Here is an 18,449-nt window from a genome sequence, read left to right on the forward strand (position 1 = left end):
CCTTACTCCTCTAATTTCAGTGAAATGCTCACCTTGAACAAATCACCATCTGTATCAATTTCGAGATTCCCTTCATGAAGGTCAATGATCGACTTGGCAATGGCGAGCCCAAGTCCTGAACCATCTGTATGCCTTGATTTATCTCCCCGCTTAAAACGCTCATATAATTCTTCACTCTGGTCATCCAGCTCGTATTTTGAAACATTTTTAAATGTAATGACTGCCTGGCCCTTGGCTTTTGAAATGGCGATATAGACCCGCGAATGTTCCAATGAATATTTAAGGATATTGCCTATTAAATTATCAAACACACGCCATAGCTTTTGACCATCCACATTGGCGATTGCCGGATCATTAGTCGTGGTGACACGGAACAGCAGATTGGATTCCTTAATAGCATTATCGTGCTCTGCAAGTGCCTGCTGCAGCAGCTGAACCAGGTCCACTTTCTGTTTTCGAAGCTCAATATTGCCGCTCGCCATTTTCGATACCTCAAATAAATCTTCAATCAAAACTTTTAGCCGTTTTGACTTACGGTCAATAATCTCAATATAGGCAGAACGATCCTCTTCTGACGCTTCGCCCGATTTCAAGAGCTCTGTATACGTAATAATGGAAGTCAACGGTGTTCTTAAATCGTGGCTGACGTTTGTAATCAGTTCCGTTTTTAACCTTTCGCTTTTTGCCTGTTCGCTAAGGGACGTTTTGACGCCCTGCTTCAATATATTAATGTTTCCCGCGAGTGAAGCCAGAACGCTTTTTCCTTTAACCGGCAAGTCCTCTCCCATCTGGCCGGAAGCCAAATCACTTGCGGTTTCAACAATCCGGTTAAAATAGCCAACACGCCTAATTAAGAGCAAAACAAACGGAACACCTGCAAAAACAAGGATCAATACATATAACAGGGCGAACACCGGGTGTATGAACATTGCAACAGAACCCAATCCCATACCAAAGATTAAAGCAAGTACAACAAACAGCTGTGTTCCTGTACTCCGGTTCAAAAAGGCTTCCTGCAGGCTCGTTTTTAAACTCACGGACGCCCTGTAAATCAGACTTCCCTTAAAAATTGCTATTGCGCTTTCCCAATCCTTCCATTCAATTGCGAGATATCTGAGCTGAATAATTGTCAGGCCGCAAAGAACCGATGTTCCAAGGAGAGCAATAATCAATTCAATTACTTGCGTCGCAGAGTAGTAGCCCATTAGAAAGTCGTTTATCAGAAAAAGCGCCAAAATGCTGCTTATTCCTGAAAATACTAAGAAAGTGATTTGTAAATCAATAGGCATCTTATTGAATAAAGGCTCCCACCGTTTGATTTCTTCAGACAGGGCCCTTGATTTTCTAAAGCCTATCAATGCAGAAATTAAGGCTATAACAGCAATACCGCCATAGATTAATAAAACCATCTGCTTTTGCTTGAAATGATTATATTGTTCCATGAATATATTTGAATCCGGAAGATTTTTAGCCAGGCCAATTTGGCCTTTAAAGTAGCCTGATGGGGTTGCAACCAGTGCCTCATCGACCCCATCATATTCTCCCCCTACAATAAAATGGAAGAAATAGTCTTTATCCATCGTGTATTCTGTATGATAGATCATCTCTTTTTTCATAACTTCATCCGGAGATTCATTTTTGGATAAAGTTAAATTGGTGTAGACTTCTCCAGTCGCAGTATCCTTGAAATAATAGGTAAATGAATCCTGATAAAAGTCATAGCTGTCCCGCTGCTGCTCTTTTTCCTTAAAAAACTTCTCAAGCTTTTCTTCTTTTTCCTTCACCACTTTGTTCCGCACATGTTCATCATTTTCAAAGTTTTTAGTGATGTCTTCGATTTTTTTATTCATCTGATCAGTTAAAGCCTTGGCAAGATCATTATTTTCTATATCCTTTGCCTCTTGAATCCTTGACTCATATTGGATTCTAATATTATCAATTTGTTCAGGAAGATCCCCATAACGATAGCGATGTTCATTAATTTCCTCTTCTGTCACTTCAATTGATTCTTTAGCTTTTTCGATTGTCACGTTATTCAGTTCAAATAACTCCAGATAAGCGGCATAATTGTCAATATCACTTTGAAACTGTTCTGTGTGAAAATAATCCGGGTTTATATATTCCCTGCCGTTAATCAGAACGGACAAAACGCCGCTTGCTCCGAAAGCAAATAAAACCATAATTATTGCAATGATGAATCTATTTTTCCATCTTGTACCCAATTCCCCATACCACCTTTAAATATCTCGGATTTTTCGGATCGATTTCAATCTTTTCACGGATTTTCCGGATATGTACCGCTACCGTATTTTCCGCGTTATACCCTGGTTCGTTCCAAACCCGTTCATAAATTTCATCTATGGAAAAAACGCGTCCGGCATTTGTCATTAACAGCTCCACGATTTTATATTCGATTGGAGTCAATTTCACCGGCTCACCATTAACACTTACTGCTCTTGCTTCCTTATCGAGCATAAGGCCATTCAAATCGATCACCTTTTTAATGCCTTCAAACGTTCCGAAGGACACATATCTTCTTAGCTGCGATTTTACGCGGGCAACCAATTCCATCGGATTGAAGGGCTTGGTCACATAATCATCCGCTCCAACCTGCAGACCGAGGATTTTATCGGTATCCTCAGTCTTGGCACTCAGAATGATAATCGGAATGTTTTTCTTCTCGCGAATTTTATATGTAGCCGAAATGCCATCGAGCCTCGGCATCATGACATCTAAAATGATCAGATGCACCTGATGCTCATTCAAGAGTTCCAGCGCTTCAATTCCATCCTTTGCTTTTAACACAGTGATGCCTTCATTTTTAAGATAAATTTCAATGGCGTCCCTGATCTCTTTTTCATCATCTACAACAAGTACATTATAGTTATTCATAATCCCCCTGCTTTCAAGGTGCTCTTTTCATATTTTTATACTAAACGCAAAATCTTAACATTAATGTAATAGAAATCTTAAGAATTTCTTAAGATTGGATCTGTATTTCTTAAGTTTGCACTTTTATTATTTTATAATGGGTAGAAATGGAAATATAGACTTGTAATTGTAAGGAACAAAAAAGCACCCTCCCCCAGCTAATTATGCTGATGGACGGTGCATGAAAAAAATTATGAGCGGACAGGTGATACCAGCTGAATATAGGACTCACTGCTGACTGGCTTGATTATGACCGGTCTCATTGTGCCGCTGAAGATTAAAAGAACATGCTCCTCCCGTATAGCTTTAAGGGCATCCATTAAAAAATCCCCATCAACAGAAATGGATAGTTCGTGCTCGCCAGTGATTTCTAATAGAGGCTGGCTTTCCTCAATTTTTCCAACTGCAGAAGAAACAGAGGATATTTTCAATGCTTCTCCATTTATCTCTAAAAGGACATTATTGTTTTTCCATTCATGGGCAAACAGGCAGGCACGATCAATTCCATTTAATAGTCTCTTTGCATCCAGTTTTATGACTGTTTTCGCTTCATTGGGAATGAGGCCAGTTACAACCGGATAGTTACCTTCTATAAGCCGGGAACAGAGCATGATGGATTTTGTTTTGAAAACCAAATAACTATCTGATGAAAAGATTTCTACTTCACTATCGTCCTGATGAGCTAACAGCTTTAACAGTTCTTTAAGGCTGGAGCCTGGAACTATGTAAGAGCCGCTAAGCTGAGAAAGCATCCTGGTCTCAACAACTGCTAATCGATATGAGTCAGTTGCGGCACATGAAAAGCTGTTTCCGTTAAAATTCATGTGCACACCTGTAAGTGCCGGCCTTGTGCCATTCTTTGAAACAGCAAATACGGTTTGCTTAATCATTTCTATTAATTTTGCAGAAGAAAATGCAATTCCTTCTGTATCTTTAAATTCGGGAAGGACTGGGTACTCTTCAGCGGGAAACCCATTTAAGGAAGTGAGGATTTCATCTGACCGTACTGTTATTCTATTCTTTTCATCAACTCTAATATGTATGTCACTTGGCAGCTTTTTAATAAGCTCTGTCAGGTATCTGGATGCTGCTACAACACTGCCGGTTTCAGTAATTTTAAGGCCGGCTTCTTCGTCATATGCAGAAATGACCTTCTCAATCACAATATCAGAATTACTCCCAGTAAGTGTTAATCGATCTTTACATGCTGTCAGCTTTATTCCGGTCAAAATCGGAAAAGGAGTCTTTGGTGAAACAGCACTGCTAACTTCTCCAATTGCTTTATTAAAGTATTCATTCTTTATTATAAACTCCATTCATACCCCGCCTATTTTTTTCGATAGGGTATTCATTCGACAAAATTCCTGAAAATTCCTTTCGCTTTGTCAGCTTAACTTTTGTTGAAACAGTTCAAGGGGATAAAGCTTATCCGCTTTTACGGCATCAAAAATTTGCCTGATGACTTTGGGATCGCGGAGCTCCTCGTCCTTAAAGTTAGTAAAGTTAGTTAGATCCACCCACTTGCTATCAGCTATTTCTTCTTCCTGAAGGCTCAAAAAGCCACCTGTCATTTGACCAATAAAATGAAATAAGATGACCTGATGGTCTGTACTGCTGATAAAGTTATAGACTCCGGTTGTGTGGGTCAGCAAAACATCCAGGCCTGTTTCCTCTTTAACTTCCCTGCAGGCAGCTTCAAGGATACCTTCCCCTTTTTCAACACGTCCCGCCGGAAAATTCCATTTATTCTTTACTGAGGCTTTATTCTCTTTTACCATCAGTACTTTGCCTTTATGTATTATTGATGTGCTGGAAACCAGCACGATTTCATTTTGAGTCATTCGGCATTCCTCTTTCATCTTAATTCTTCCAATGCTCTGGCCTCTGTAATGTCCCTGGCAGCTTTGTATACCTATCACCTTTAGCGGAGTTAACCTGAGCCTGATTAAGAAAAATACTTCCCATTAAATTGGCTCCGCTTAAATCTGCGTCTCTGAAGTCCGCTCCAATAAGATCCGTATTTCTTAAGTCCGCTTTGCGCAGGTCAGCAGCAATAAACAAGGAACCTCTCAAATTAGCCCCGCATAACACCTCACCTTTTAAATTAGCTCCGATAAAGTCTCTTCGCCCGCTGTATTTTTTCGCCGATTTTTTTTGATGAAATCCCGAGTTCTTCCTGATAATCTCACTCGCTTTTAGGATCAGCTTATTAACTTCATGCCTATGAGCCTGAACATCAATAGCCATAATCAAACCCGGTTCCATATTAGTTAAATTTTCTGTTGCCTCCAAGATTCCTCTGACTTCCCCATGAATTGGCCTGGCTGCTTCTAAAAATAGTATTTCTGTTAAGTAGAAAAGCATTTCATGAAGCTGATGCATTATGGGAAACACTGCAAACATCTCTTTCCCAAGACCGGGATGGCTGCGCCAGTCCCTATTCTTAAACGTGTCTTGAGATACTTTCTGGCCTGCTCCAAAGCACTCAAATGTGGTGCAGCCTCTAAAGCCTTTTTTTCTAAGGTCTGCATGTATCTGGCAGCGAAAATCAGTCTGCAGATTTGAGCATGGCCTGCCAGCTTCCTTGTCCATAGCAAAGTCTGCTGATTTTGCATAAGGCAGGGCTACACAGCAAAGCCCAAAGCAATTTTCACAATCTGGTCTTAACTTACTCAATTTTTCAGGCAAAACTCGCACTTCCTTTTTTAAAGTTTAAGGAAAGAATTCAGCAATCAATTCAATGCTATTCTTGACTTTCCAGACGGTAATGTTTATTCTTTCTGCAAATGGAAAATATTCTTAATATCACAGTATTAAGGGGTGACTACATGTCCAGGAATAAATACAAAGAAAAGGCAATGAGTGCCGTAAACAAACTAAAGGCCAACATTAAAGGTAAGTATTATGAGATGGCCGATATTCCTTCCGTATCTGTTAGGCAGCTGTCAGAATTCATCCAGCAGCATCCCGATACGCAAATAACAAAGAAAGAACTCCTTGGCAACACATACACATTCTATCGTCTAAATGCGAATGAAGACTTTCTGTATATGGAAACTATCAATGACCATATTCTTCAATTGGATGGTTCCTCCCATGGAAAAAGATTTGTTTCTTATCGATCCTACCGGGATGCGCACAGCTTTAATGCTCCAATGAGGCTAACATAAGGCCTCCAGTCAAAAGTGAGATTCACGTTAGTGGATGCTCACTTATTATGGATATGGGGTAGCTTTTAAGATTTTTTAACAGGTTAATAGCCTTTTCATTTTATCCATTTTAATTGGATAATGTCTATTTTCTCAACAAGACGAATATTGATGGCATCCAGTATGATTGGGTGCCATTTTTTCCGGCGATTGCTTTAAGGTGTACTCTCTGGCCTCCTGCTAAGAGATAAAATCCTTCTCCCTCAATGTGCAGAAATGCCGCAATATGCAATCATTATATAATTCAGGTACATATTCTAGAGATCATTAACCGCTATTGGAAGTTCTCCCATACGCCATTCTCCCCTGACTTTCTTTAAAAAGCCTCATAATCCTGCAGCCAAGTGTTCTCTTGTAAACTTGCACGTTGATTTTTCGCTGCAGGCACTCAGCAAACCTGCGCAGCTGCCGGGTTCCTCGCGCAAATCTGCGCTGCCTCTTGGTACACTCGCCCCCCGCTTCTAGAAAACGGCTATTCATTGATATTATTAAGTTTACTAAAAAAGTGAATTTTTTCAAAAATTGAAACGTATTAAATAGAAGGTTAGGAATTTTGCAGGATACTAACTTTTCAACTTGTCATGAAAGTGGGGAAAATGAATGACTGTTTTAGAGGTAAGGAATCTACAAAAGTCCTTTGGATCCATCAAGGCGGTCCAGGATATCAGTTTCTCGGTACATGCCGGTGAAGTTTTCACCATAATAGGACCTAATGGAGCAGGTAAGACGACAACACTGGAGATGATTGAAGGCCTTGTTCCACCTGACTATGGAGAAATTCATTTTGGCGACCTGAATTGGAATAAGCATGCAGTATCGATAAAGAAGAAAATAGGTGTGCAGCCTCAGTCAAGTGCCATGTTTGATTTGCTGACACCAGAAGAAAACCTGAACCTGTTTGCTTCCTTTTACGACGATGCAAGGCCAACAGAAGAAATCCTTGAAATAGTCAACCTGACTGAGCACCGCAGGAATCACGTAAAAAAACTTTCAGGCGGCCAGAGGCAAAGGCTCGCCATCGGTCTGGCGCTGATTAGCGATCCCGAAATCATCTTTCTGGATGAACCGACTACCGGCCTCGATCCCCAGGCCCGGAGAAATATATGGGATATTATTCTCCACCTTAAGGAATTAGGCAAAACGACCATCTTAACGACACACTACATGGAAGAAGCGGAAAAGCTAAGTGACCGGGTATGTATTGTGGACCAGGGTAATGTGGTTACACTTGATTCACCTTCCGCACTCATTGAGATGCTGACGGATGAGCGGGAAATAAGACTGAGTTTTATGGATGGAGAAAAGGCGGCTGAGGACGCTGATTTGTTTTCAAAGGAGCTGGCATCTGTATCCAAAACAGAACGTGAAGGGGCTGCTCTAAAAATATGGGCGTTAAAGCCGGAAGAAACTCTTTTGGACTTATTTAAATTCACCAAAGAGAAATCATACGGGGTCGAACAGGTTTCCATACGGGAAATGAGCCTGGAAGATGTGTTTATCTCGTTTACCGGAAAAGAATGGAGGGATTAAGATTAATAAATTTCATCAATTTAAAATGATGTTTCTGGCACAGCTGAGACTAACCCTTCGCGAAAAACAGGCATGGTTTTGGGGCATCTTTTTCCCGGTCATTTTAATGGTTATCTTCATGGTCATCTTCAGCGGCAATTCAGATGAAGAGTTTAAAACAGAGGTTGCCATCGTTAATCCAAGTCCAAATCCGGCATCCGAGATGATGCTTTCTCAGATCAGCGAGCTTCCTGTTTTTGAGGTTAAGTCAGGAAAGCCTGTTACGAGGGATAAAGCGGAGGCATGGGTAAAAGACCAGGAAGTGGATGCCGCTATTATCCTGCCGGAATCGGCGGAAGCCTCCTCTGTTTTACTTGTTGTCAATAAAGAAAATGAACAGGGTGCTGCAGCCCAGGCCGTTTCCGGTATTCTGGATAAGTTTGTCCAGCAGGCAAATTTATTGGCTGCAGGTGCTGCGCCCAAATATGATCTTCAATTTGAATCGATAACATCAAGCACCAATGAATTAGACTATACTGATTTCCTTTTAACCGGCATGATCGCTTTATCCATTGCCCAGGGCGGCATGTTTGGCATGGTGGATCTGGTGGAAATGCGCAGAAAGGGATTAATCAAGAGACTCCGCATGACACCGGCTAATATGGGGATTTTCGGGTTAAGCGATATGTTTATGAGACTATTATTCAGCATTGTGCAAATTACCCTTCTCTCTTTAATAGGAGTCTTTATATTCGGTGCCAGCCTATATATTAATCCTTTTACCCTGATTATTGTATTTTTGTTCGGCGCTCTATCCTTTAATGCACTCGGCTACTTCTTCTCTTCTTTCAGCAAAACGACAGAAGCTTATATGGGGGTAGCCAATATCAGCAGCTTTCTCATGATGTTTTTAAGCGGAGTGTTTTTCCCTATTGAAACGATGCCTGAATGGATTCAGCCGATTTCGGCGATTCTTCCCCTCACCTATTTCGCTGATGGTTTAAGAGAAAGCATGGTTTACGAGACCGGCATAGCTACAGCATCACTTTGGATCGGAATTGCCGTGATGGTGATTTGGGGCGCGGTCACCTTCCTTCTGGGGTCTGTACTTTATAAAAGGAAGGCCATTGCTGCAGACAGATAAAAAAGGCCCGGCTGCCTGCAACCAGGCGGCTGGACCTCACTTCAGTACTGCTTTTCCTCACTTTTTCTTTGACAGATCTTCATGGTCGGTAGCCATAGGCGGCTTTTCAAACCATCCATGGTCTATCATAATATTCATCCCATCTTCAGCCAGAATTCCAATTTCAGCAATCATCTTTGCATATTGTGCTGCAATATCCCTTCGCTGCGTCATGGACATCGCTTCTCCATAAAAGCCTATAGAGGCTGATAGAAGTGATGAAGTATGATACATCATAAGTTTATCGGAAAATGGAGGAATCGTTGAATCCGTTACTTCTGCCTCGAATGTACTGGGAATATTCAAATTCGACTGTTTTAATAGACCAGATAAAGTTTCAAGATGCTTGCGGCAAATCAGCCTGCTTCTTTCCATATATTTTTGAACTTCCTTAGATTGGGCAACCTGTCCAAATCCGAGTTCTAAAACAATCTTCATCATCATTTTCTGCATATTCACGTAAATCCCGCTGATTTCAATCGAATTTATAGGTCTCCGCTTCCCGAACCATCCCGTTAAATAACTCTGTTTATTTATAAAATCAATTTCCTGCTGGTTGTTTAATATCGGTGGTTTAACGATTACTCCTTTATTAATCAGCACATCTGAAGAGCGGTCAAATAATTCCAGCGATTCATCTATAACCTGCTTCATATACTTCCTGATATCCTGCCGGGTGGCATTGCCAATAGCACCTGCATATCTTGTGCCTCCATGTATGGACATAATATGGATATATACTCCCATAAAAACATCAGTAAATAATAACGGAGCGTCCACATGAACATCTTTGTCAGTAAACCCAACAGGGATTGGCTGATTCTCCCTTGATAAAAACCCTTTAATCTTTTCTATGTGGCTTTCAGATAATTTAAGGGCAAATTCAAGTACTTTGCGAATCTCTTTGTCCTTAACACGGTTTAAAAAATACCGCAGGATACAAACAGAAAGACTATCATTTACATATTGCGACCAAAGGGTTGCGTGTTCAGCTGCAGTAAGCTTATCTTGTTTATTTCCGCCAGGCATATCTTTCCCTCCTGCATTTTGTCTAATATATGGTTCCCCTTCCTTCACATTTTTATTTAAAAAATCTCTTCTGCACTATATAAGCGCGCAGTCCGCAGATACTTCCAACTCCATATAAACCCCTCTGGAAAACGAATCCAAAGAACCAAAAAGGTGAAACCACCCGGGTTTCACCTCGCAAAATGATTATATATTTTCAAAAAACACTCTGATAACATCGGCTCCCCCAATAAAGGTTCCGAGTGAGCTGCCCAGATTGGCTAGTACCACAATTAATAAAATACGGCTTACTTTGTTTCTCCAGAATCCCTTCACACTGAAAACATCTTCAGATAAGGTTTCAAAATCCCTTACACTTGGACGGCGGATATAAGCCTGAGTCAGCCCGGCAAACCAGCCTGCAGCCAGAAGGGGGTTCAGTGATGTTATAGGTGCTGCTACAAAGGCAGTTAAAATGGTCAGCGGATGTCCCATTGCAATGGCAGCCCCGAGTGCTGACAAAGAACCATTCCAGATAATCCAGCTGATCGTCTGTGCCAGCCCTGCCGATGGATTAGCAATGAATGTATAGGCGATAATGGTTAAAATGAACACCGGGATACTCCATCCAATGATTTTTGGCACATTGGATTTTGGAGGACGCTCAGTCAATTTGGCCATGTCCTGTTCTTTTTTAATTTCCTCTTTAATTCCCGGTACATGGGCTGCTCCAAGCACCGCTACTATTTTTTCTCCCGGAGCATCTTTAATTTTTTGTGCCAGATATTGATCACGCTCATCAATAAGGGGTTTCTTTAATCGCGGAAAACTTTCAGTAAATTCATTCAGTATTGCATTTATCGTATCCTGATTCTTCATTTTTTCAAGTTCCTCTTCAGTTATGGTATCTTTGCTGAAAATACTTGCAATTACCTGACTGAGAAGCAGTGATTTTCCTTTTAATCCAAGGTTGCCCCAAATCCTGGCAAATGTAATCTGGATATTACGGTCCGCCAAAACGAGCTTTGCCCCTGTTTCCTTCGCAGACTCAATTCCCTGGATCATTTCCTGGCCAGCCTTTATGCCAAATTGGTCGGCCATACGGTTTTGAAAGGATGAAATCGCCAGGTTCATTAAAAGCAGTGATGCCTTCTTCTCTTTAATAACCTGGATAATATCCATTTCCTTCCACTTACTGCCTTCTGTAATCGACTGATATCTCTGTTCATCCAATTCCACACAAACAGAGTCAGGCTGTTCAGCCTCAATGACTTCCTTCACCTGTTCTGCACTGTGCTTCGAAACATGCGCTGTTCCGATCAGTATGTATTCCTTGCCGTCTAAATGAATCCTCGTTATGTTTTCCTCTGACATAAATACCTTCCTTAGATACAAATTCTATTATGCAGGCTTTAGCTTTGTCCACATTATACCATGAACTGCCGGGAGATTTTAGTCTATTAGCCACCAAATAGAACAAATGTTTTGATATAATATAAGAATGCATGAAAAAAATGCAAATAACACATAAAGGTGGAAAAAATTTTGAATGGTACCGCCCATGCAGCAATTGGAGCAGCAGCAGGATACGTGGTAGCGAACACTGTTCATGCAAGCCCTTCTGCAACACTTTTACTAGTGGGCCTCGGGAGTGTTTCAGGATTAATCCCGGACCTCGATATTGATGGAAAACTCCGAGACCGGCTAACACTATCACATGAAGTCGTTCGAACGGTTGCCCAAATCATTGGAATCCTAATGATTATTTATAGTTTTTATGAGGGCTCCCCGAAAGAAAAATGGCTCGGCATGGCCATTGGAATTGGAATGACTGCCATCTCAGCGAAAATAAGGCAAAAACATATGCTGACCATAACGGGGATCGGTGTCCTGGCAGGAGGAATCTCCCTGCAGGAACTTTGGCTCATATTATTTGGGATTTATATATTGATAGCTTCCTTTGTTTCCCACCGCAGCTATACCCATTCCTTGCTGGGAGTTGTTTTTTTTGCTTTCATTTCTTCAAGATTTGAAATGTCCCTGGGCATAGAAGGAGTCTATTATACCTGCCTTGCCGGTTACATAAGCCATTTGGTTGCTGATTTAAAAATCCTGCCCTTCAATAAAAGAGGGGTAAAACTCTTTCTTCCCATTTCATCAAAGGAAATTTAAAACACCAGCCGCTCAAGCTTTTGAGCGGTTCAATCTTTGATTGGGATAAATACCTCTGCCTCTTCCTCCTCATTTGCAGCCGGATAATAAACTTCAATAATATAATGATCAATAAACTGCTGATGATTATTCTTCCTGAGCCAGCTGTTAAGCCGCATATGCAAATCGCCCATCTCAGCAGTCTTTCCTCTGATCGAGGCATAAGTTTGCCCGGCTTCTAAATACTCCATCCCATCTGGCAGTATTTCTGCTTTTTCATGAACTAAAAAACCGGTAAAAAAGGTTCCCTCTAAGTGATCTTCCCCTCTCTTTGGTTCAAAAAAGGCAACTTCTAAACCGCTGCTATTTTGAACTAGATGGCCACGCTTCAAAAAATCCTGTGCTGCTTCAGGTACCAGGCGGGCATAATCCTTAAAAAGACCATTGCTCCTTATCACAATTGCTTTAAACTCTTTTGACACCAATTTGCACACTAGGTTTCCCCCTAAAACTTTTATTCATATTAATTCTTTACCTAATGGAAAAATCCTCCTTTATTATTTTGCGTTAGAAAAGACGCGCCATGCCGGACGCGTCACTTCAATAACAACTATCTGTTTTACAGGCAGCTGGACCTATACTTTTTTGAATGGGATGACAAAGACAAACACCTGTTAAGGTTTTTGAGTTTGAAAGCCAGGGGCTGCTTCGGACTTTGCGTCCAAGGTTTTATTATTTTATGTCCCAACCCGAAGCAACTTTTAACTCTGCAGCCGTAGTTTTCTTGTTTTGTGTCCGAACCCGGGGCAACTTCTGACATAACTGCCAAGGTTTTATTATTTTATGTCCGAACTTGCGGCAACTTCGGACATAACAGCCAAGGTTTTATTACTTTGTGTCCGAACCCGAAGCAACTTCTGACTCTGCAGACATGATTTCCTATTTTTGTGTCTTTACCCGGGGCAACTTCTGACACAAACAGCCATGGTTTACTTACTTTGTGTCAAAACCCGAAGCAGAAGCAACTCCGCACTCTGCAGCCAGCCATCCATAACCGTTAAAATCCTACCGCAGCACATTCTAAATCATCAATATCTCCCGAATATCCTCTTCAGTCAGGCTGCCAGCAGCATTTTCATTTGAGTCGATAATTTCCTCGATCAGGTTTTTCTTTTTCTCCTGGAGTTCATTCATCTTCTCTTCGATGGTGCCTCTCGATAATAATTTTATCACCTGGACCGTATTTTTCTGTCCAATGCGGTGGGCCCGGTCGGCCGCCTGTTCCTCAACGGCAGGGTTCCACCACAAATCGTATAAGATGACAGTATCAGCACCAGTCAGGTTGAGGCCTGTACCGCCTGCTTTCAGAGAAATCAGGAAGAAATCGCGCTCTCCCTCATTAAATCGGCTGCAGGTTTCCACCCGTTCTTCCGAAGGTGTCTGTCCATCCAGGTAAAAGAACTGCAAACCCATAAGGGCCAGTTCTCTGCCAATAAGGTCCAGCATTTTTGTGAACTGGGAAAAAATCAGCACTCGTCTGCCGGACAATCTGGATTCTTCTATAATCCCTTTGAGCTGTTCAAATTTTGCTGAACTTCCTTTATATCCATCGACGAACAATGCAGGGTGGCAGCAAATCTGGCGTAGCCTTGTCAAACCGGCAAAGATTCTGATGCGGTTCTTTCTGATTGTGTCCTTATTTAAATGCTTTAAGGTATCTTCTCTAAGTTTTGCAAGGTATGCAGCATAAAGCTTCTTCTGATCAGGCAGCAGTTCAGAGGAATCAACCAGCTCCATTTTTTCCGGCAGCTCTGAAAGAACATCTTCCTTCATCCTTCTGAGCATGAATGGACGAACCCTTCTCGCAATCGTTTTCCTTGTTAAATGACTGTAATCCTTTAAGCCACCAAACAATTCAGGGAAGACGACATGAAAAATAGACCACATCTCTTCTGCAGAATTTTCAACAGGTGTGCCTGTTAAGGCGAATCGAAATTTTGCCTGGATTTTTTTTACTGCTCTAGCTGTTTGCGTGACCGGATTTTTAAATACCTGTGCTTCGTCGAAAAATACTGTGTGAAATGGCTGCATCTCATACCATTTAATATCTTTCAGCACCAGCGGATAGGAAGTAATCACCACATCTATTCCGGATATATCTTTCTGAAGCTCGGTCCGTTCTTTTTGATTTCCATCGATGACTATTGCCTGTATGTCCGGAGTGAACTTCGTCAGCTCGCTTAACCAGTTGTATGTTAAGGATGAAGGGCAGACAATCAGGACAGGACCGTTAGATTCACGTATATCCATTAGCTCAGACTGAATAAACGCAATGCTTTGGATTGTCTTTCCCAATCCCATATCATCAGCCAAAATGCCGCCAAATCCATAATGCGCCATTGTCTTTAGCCATTTAAACCCACTCTTCTGGTATTCTCTTAAAACCGATTCCAGATTATCCGGCACAGAAATCTGCAGGCTTGATGGATCCTCAAGCTCTGCCAAAAATGTCCTAAAGGATTCCTCTTGAAGGAACATTTCCTGATCACCAGCAGCAGCCAGCATTCTAAGACCTGATACAATCGGCATGTTTAACCCGCTCTCCAGATCCTCCGCCTGTTGGGGCACAGCTCTCAGAAAACGCTGGATTTCCTCAAACTCCCTTGTCTCCAATGAAAGAAGCGCGCCATCTCTCAGGCGATAGAACTTTCGTTTTTCCTCAAGTGCAGCTAACACATCCCGTATCTCCTGATCTGCTATTCCGGTCAATACAAACTTGAATTCCAGCCAATTTGTCCGCTCTTTTTTCATTTTTATCCGAATCTGCGGTTTGGCATTCTCTCTGAATATCCTGTTTCTTACAGACGCAGTCGCATATATTTGCACCAGCTTCTGCAGTTTAGGGACAACACGATAAAGGAATTCATACTCCAGCTCATCATTCTGCAGAAAATAACCGCCATCCGTCTTCGCAAAAGAACTTTCCTCCATAAGCTGAAGAATTTCATCCTCCAATTCCACATCTCTAATAATCCTTGTGCCGCCCTTCGGCTCCCTGCCCTCCAGCGGGTTGATCACGATATTATCATAATGAAATTCAATTCCTGCCAGCAGCCGGTTCCGCAGGCGGTCCAAGAACAGCTTGGCAGTTAAAGGAGTTTTCATAAACCTGTGTGACATGTCCTCAGAAATATGGACATCTCCCAGCTTTCTCAATCCAGGTACCACTTTTTCCAGAAACATCTCCATTTGTTCAGCAGCTATCGGAATTTCATTTTTTCCGGCAGCCTCCAGCATTTGAGTTAAATCATAAAGACGCTTGCAATCATCCTTCTTGAGCGTAATGAACTTGCCGCCGGACACCACAGCACTATACGAATCCAGGATCAGCAGCCGCTCCAGTCCTTTAACACGTAAGTAATAAGTATTTTTTGCTTCGTCCAGATCAAATCGCAATGGCAGCCGCTCATCTGAAAATGCCATATAATCAAATGTTTTACCTGTTATTTCAAGCTTCACTTTTTCTGCGAGCGCCAAAACAGGCTTTAGCCGTTCCCATGATGATGGCGGGATTAAGAGCATATGCTTGCTCGCTGTATAATCAAAATCTTCCATTAAAGCATTGATATAAATGGATTCATCCTGTATTACCTGTATCAGCCGCTGAAAGACAGCATCCGCTTCCGGCGGGAAACAATGGAGGGCGGGATCATAGGAAAAAGTCAGGGATAATAGGCTTGGTTTCCCCTCTTTAACTGAGTGGAGAAATTGCCGGATATCCAGGACATCCATTGAGCCTATGGAGCATTTAATGGCAAACAGATAATGTCCTTTTCCTAAATGGACAGGCACACAGGTAAATTCAGGATGGAGCACTTGCCTGTTTTCAAAATGAAGCTGGTGCCCGCTTGACCTTAACGCGAGCTCACTGAAAAGTGTCATGAGGCTATCAGATAAGGCGTGTTCTGGAGAAGCTTCAAGGGTGCCTGAAGAAAGGTTTGGCGCTTTAGTTTGCTGCCTATCATAAATTGCCAGCAATACAGCCGCAGCGTGCTGGCACTCTTTATCAAATGATGCAAGCCTGGGACAGCTGCATGTTATTTTTAAGCCATTACCTGAAGTCTTTTCTATTTCAACATAAAAATCTTCACCGGCAGATACCGATGCTTCACAAATATCATCATTGTATTTATGTATAGTTACTTTTTTATTCCTGAAAAATGCGTCTCCTCTTTTGAAGGAGACAGTACCGCACCGTTCTTTTATCATTTTGTGAGTCAATTTAATATCCACAAATGTTCTCCTCCCGGGAAAATCCATACCAAAATTGTATCATAGTCATCTGCCCAAATTCATTTTATGCAACACAAAAAGGGGGTGCAGATCCCCCTTTTGAGTTATCCATTATTTAAGTTCCTTTTCAAGCCTGCTAACCCATTTATAATATGTCACCACTATTACAAGCAGAATTGGGTCAAGTATGGCCGCATGCCACAATCTCCACCAGCCATAGTTAAAATATCCCCAGGGTTCCGGCAATAAAGCGATGACTTCATAAAGCAAAATAGCCACTACCCAAAATAAGATATAAGAAAATCGCTTAATCCGATCTCCTTTAAACGGATACCAATTCAGAAACATCATATTTACCGGGGGGACCAGCACAATATGTGCCATTAGTCCTCCCCAATTGGGATTCTTGTCAAAGTACCAATATCCCCAATATTTAAACTCAATCATAACATCAAATGTCATCTGAGCACATATTGTAAATGTCCATATATGTAAAATTTGATTTTTTGTCAAACGCTTGTTTGTTTTAAACGCAATGGTATTAAAAAGAATGGTGGCTATCAGCAGTCCAATCATAGCAAAATCCTTTTTATTTGTTAATGTCTCTTAGATGGCGTCTATTATTCATGATTTGGTAACATTATTCATATAACAACTGTGACTAAAAGGAGAATTTAATGGAGCGCTCATTGTTTTCAGCGTTTTTTCCGGCCATACAGCAGCTTCCTGAAGGCAGGCCGCTGACAAAGGATCAATTGATTACCCGGGATTTTCTTATATCTAAGTACGGGGATTTGGAAATATATTATGCCCCCCACAACGAATTTATCAATATTGATGCGAAAGTTGTCATCGTCGGGATTACTCCAGGATGGAGCCAAATGAGGGCTGCCTTTGAATCATTCACAAAAGGAATAGCTGCAGAAAAGAAGCTTGAGACAATACTGAAAGATACTAAGGAAGCAGCCAGTTTTGCAGGAGGAATGAGGAGAAATTTAATAAGCATGCTGGATCAATGCGGTTTACAGAATGCTCTTGGCATAGACAGCTCAGATACACTTTTTGAACAAAATAGAGCACTCCTGCACACCACTTCAGTCGTAAAGTATCCAGTTTTCTACCGGGGCAAAAATTATACCGGACACCAGCCTGATCTTTTAAAAACTGAAATTCTTGCCCAGTATGCTACAAAGGTATTTCCTGGAGAGCTGAGTCTAATTAAAAGCCATGCTCTCATAATTCCGCTGGGGATAACCATTGAAAGGGTCATCCGTCATCTAAACACAGCCAGCCAGCTTACAGGACATACCATTTTATACGGATTTCCTCATCCATCAGGTGCAAATGGCCACAGAGCTAAGCAATTTGATAACAACAAACAGGCTATGGCCCGAATCATTAAAAAGTGGGCTGAACAGCAATAATCAAGTTGCTTCTCCCTTCTTAGAGGCTATTCAGTCCATTTTTCTTAAGGCTGCTTCTCAAGTGCCAATTTAATGCCAAAGCCCATTAACACAACACCTGAAATGCCTTGGATTGCATTGTTTACAGCAGGCTTTTTCAGCCATGTCCTGAAGATGTCGATCAAGTACACATAGAAAAAGAACCAGATGATGGTAATAAGCGTATAGATGAAGCCCATTGCAGTGAACTGCAGAAAGTGGTTTCCATCAGGACTTAAAAATTGGGGGAAAAAGGTTAAAAAGAACACAGCTACTTTCGGGTTGGACACACACGTGAAAAACCCTTGCAGAAAATGCGATTTGTTTTTCTTAAGCTTTCTCCCGCTGTCAGTAAATACCTGGTTGTTCCTTAAAGATACTAACGAAACGATGCCTAAATAAATCAGATATAGTGCCCCGGCATACTTAATAAAAGTAAAAATGTATGCAGACTTTACAATTAAGGCCGATAAGCCCAGAACAACAGCGATTGTATGGACAAGCAGCCCGGCGACAGATCCAAACATCGTTTTAATGCCGCTTTTTTTCCCGTTTGAAATCGTGTTTTGAATCAGGATGCCAGTATCTGGTCCGGGCAAAATGACTAGCAGAAATGACATTAAAAGAAATAAAAGTACATTATCCATACCCCACCCGCCTCATAAAAATATTAAGAATATTATATCAGCTTTTAAAAAAAAAGAGCAGTTCCATGAAGGAAAT

16 protein-coding genes are annotated in these 18,449 nt (G+C 41.5%); 5 read left to right on the forward strand and 11 right to left on the reverse strand.

The features are described from left to right. Positions 1–2: 2 nt before the first annotated feature. The 5 genes from AC6CHU_RS05575 to AC6CHU_RS05595 form a co-directional block, all read right to left on the reverse strand. Positions 3–2,222 carry a sensor histidine kinase gene (locus AC6CHU_RS05575; protein ID WP_498120669.1) on the reverse strand — a complete coding sequence of 740 codons (2,220 nt, stop codon included), beginning with the start codon at positions 2,220–2,222 and terminating at the stop codon, positions 3–5. Further along, positions 2,200–2,892, reverse strand: coding sequence for a response regulator transcription factor (locus AC6CHU_RS05580; protein ID WP_159862906.1), 693 nt, complete (start codon positions 2,890–2,892; stop codon positions 2,200–2,202). Before AC6CHU_RS05580 ends, AC6CHU_RS05575 begins: the two co-directional genes overlap by 23 nt. Positions 2,893–3,122: 230 nt before the next feature. After that, positions 3,123–4,247: a DNA polymerase III subunit beta gene (dnaN, locus tag AC6CHU_RS05585; protein ID WP_159862905.1), complete on the reverse strand. Its 1,125-nt coding sequence runs from the start codon at positions 4,245–4,247 to the stop codon at positions 3,123–3,125. 69 nt (positions 4,248–4,316) lie between these two features. Beyond that, positions 4,317–4,772 carry an NUDIX hydrolase gene (locus AC6CHU_RS05590; RefSeq protein ID WP_159862904.1) on the reverse strand — a complete coding sequence of 152 codons (456 nt, stop codon included), beginning with the start codon at positions 4,770–4,772 and terminating at the stop codon, positions 4,317–4,319. Between the two features lie 19 nt (positions 4,773–4,791). Further along, positions 4,792–5,607 (reverse strand): pentapeptide repeat-containing protein, encoded by an 816-nt coding sequence (locus tag AC6CHU_RS05595; RefSeq protein ID WP_251284442.1) that lies wholly within the window; start codon positions 5,605–5,607, stop codon positions 4,792–4,794. 152 nt (positions 5,608–5,759) lie between these two features. Here AC6CHU_RS05595 and AC6CHU_RS05600 point away from each other — a divergent pair, with 152 nt between their 5' ends. From AC6CHU_RS05600 to AC6CHU_RS05610, 3 genes are all read left to right on the forward strand, one after another. After that, on the forward strand, positions 5,760–6,101 hold the full coding sequence (locus AC6CHU_RS05600) for a hypothetical protein (protein ID WP_159862902.1): 342 nt from the start codon (positions 5,760–5,762) through the stop codon (positions 6,099–6,101). Positions 6,102–6,740: 639 nt separating this feature from the next. Further along, on the forward strand, positions 6,741–7,670 hold the full coding sequence (locus AC6CHU_RS05605; protein ID WP_159862901.1) for an ABC transporter ATP-binding protein: 930 nt from the start codon (positions 6,741–6,743) through the stop codon (positions 7,668–7,670). Positions 7,671–7,695: 25 nt separating this feature from the next. After that, positions 7,696–8,793: an ABC transporter permease gene (locus AC6CHU_RS05610; protein ID WP_159863034.1), complete on the forward strand. Its 1,098-nt coding sequence runs from the start codon at positions 7,696–7,698 to the stop codon at positions 8,791–8,793. Positions 8,794–8,850: 57 nt separating this feature from the next. Here the strand turns inward: AC6CHU_RS05610 and AC6CHU_RS05615 are convergent, their stop codons facing one another. Together AC6CHU_RS05615 and AC6CHU_RS05620 are read right to left on the reverse strand one after the other, a co-directional pair. Next, a complete protein-coding gene (locus AC6CHU_RS05615) occupies positions 8,851–9,861 on the reverse strand; it encodes a DUF3231 family protein (protein WP_498120672.1) in 1,011 nt (336 codons plus the stop codon). Positions 9,862–10,047: 186 nt separating this feature from the next. Next, entirely contained in the window at positions 10,048–11,214 is a 1,167-nt protein-coding gene (locus tag AC6CHU_RS05620) for a TraB/GumN family protein (protein WP_498120674.1), read from the reverse strand. Positions 11,215–11,385: 171 nt separating this feature from the next. Here AC6CHU_RS05620 and AC6CHU_RS05625 point away from each other — a divergent pair, with 171 nt between their 5' ends. Next, a complete protein-coding gene (locus tag AC6CHU_RS05625; protein ID WP_251284446.1) occupies positions 11,386–12,012 on the forward strand; it encodes a metal-dependent hydrolase in 627 nt (208 codons plus the stop codon). A 29-nt stretch (positions 12,013–12,041) separates the two neighbouring features. On the opposite strand, the gene AC6CHU_RS05630 is transcribed toward AC6CHU_RS05625, so the two are convergent. From AC6CHU_RS05630 to AC6CHU_RS05640, 3 genes are all read right to left on the reverse strand, one after another. Next, on the reverse strand, positions 12,042–12,485 hold the full coding sequence (locus AC6CHU_RS05630) for a GyrI-like domain-containing protein (RefSeq protein WP_159862897.1): 444 nt from the start codon (positions 12,483–12,485) through the stop codon (positions 12,042–12,044). 586 nt (positions 12,486–13,071) lie between these two features. Continuing rightward, positions 13,072–16,284 (reverse strand): DEAD/DEAH box helicase, encoded by a 3,213-nt coding sequence (locus tag AC6CHU_RS05635; RefSeq protein ID WP_498120676.1) that lies wholly within the window; start codon positions 16,282–16,284, stop codon positions 13,072–13,074. Positions 16,285–16,395: 111 nt separating this feature from the next. Further along, entirely contained in the window at positions 16,396–16,860 is a 465-nt protein-coding gene (locus tag AC6CHU_RS05640; RefSeq protein WP_159862895.1) for a hypothetical protein, read from the reverse strand. Between the two features lie 101 nt (positions 16,861–16,961). On the opposite strand from AC6CHU_RS05640, the gene AC6CHU_RS05645 reads away from it, so the two are divergent. Next, positions 16,962–17,708 carry a uracil-DNA glycosylase family protein gene (locus AC6CHU_RS05645; protein WP_159862894.1) on the forward strand — a complete coding sequence of 249 codons (747 nt, stop codon included), beginning with the start codon at positions 16,962–16,964 and terminating at the stop codon, positions 17,706–17,708. Positions 17,709–17,752: 44 nt separating this feature from the next. Here the strand turns inward: AC6CHU_RS05645 and AC6CHU_RS05650 are convergent, their stop codons facing one another. After that, a complete protein-coding gene (locus AC6CHU_RS05650) occupies positions 17,753–18,373 on the reverse strand; it encodes a LysE family translocator (RefSeq protein WP_498120678.1) in 621 nt (206 codons plus the stop codon). Between the last annotated feature and the right edge of the window lie 76 nt (positions 18,374–18,449).

The organism is Cytobacillus sp. GQ23, assembly GCF_059758675.1.